The organism is Streptomyces sp. NPDC037421 (assembly GCF_055602105.1).
On the sequence record NZ_JBVJWV010000004.1, the window covers coordinates 373,598 to 374,278 of the forward strand.

The 681-nt window shown below is 64.2% G+C and carries 1 pseudogene; it reads left to right on the forward strand.

Features of this window, described 5'->3' with window-relative positions:
- Positions 1–119 precede the first annotated feature (119 nt).
- Positions 120–200: pseudogene (locus ACZ7IF_RS09360) on the forward strand (DNA-3-methyladenine glycosylase); the annotation flags it as partial.
- Positions 201–681 lie beyond the last annotated feature (481 nt).

Genomic DNA, 681 nt, shown 5'->3' on the forward strand with positions numbered 1-681 from the left:
ACGGCGCGGACCTCGGGGTGGGCCCCGATCCCCCTTTTTCCCTCCCCACCCCCACCCCCCCCCCCCCCGCCCTGTCCGCAACCCCCCCCCCGGGGGGGGGGGGGGCCCCCCCCCCCCCCCACCCCTACCGCTACTGGATCACCGGAGACCCGACCGTCAGCCCGTACCGGGCCCACGCGCCGCGCCGCCGCGCAACTTGACTCGATCTTGGGAGACGCCTAACGTAGCCCGAGCCGCTTGAACGGGGCGCTGTTTCAGCAGACCCCGAGAGCGGCCAAACCACTACCTACGACTTACCCCTGGCGGGGTCCTATTCGGCATGCCCGAATTCCCTGCCGACCGGCTCGATTATGAGTCGGCGGGGAAAAGCGTTAACGTAGTGACCACGCCGAAAGGGAAAGCGCGAAAGCGCAGGACCTCGAAAGCGCCGAGGAAATCGGACACGAAAGAGTCTGATAGAGTCGGAAACGCAAGAACGAAAGCCCGGAGGAAAGCCCGAGAGGGTGAGTACAAAGGAAGCGTCCGTTCCTTGAGAACTCAACAGCGTGCCAAAAATCAACGCCAGAAGTTGATACCCCGTCCACTCCGGTGGATGAGGTTCCTTTGAAAAAGACCTGCGAGGTCGCCTTCGGGTGATGCTTGCAGGCAACAACACAGCGAGGACGTTGTGGTCAGTCGGTC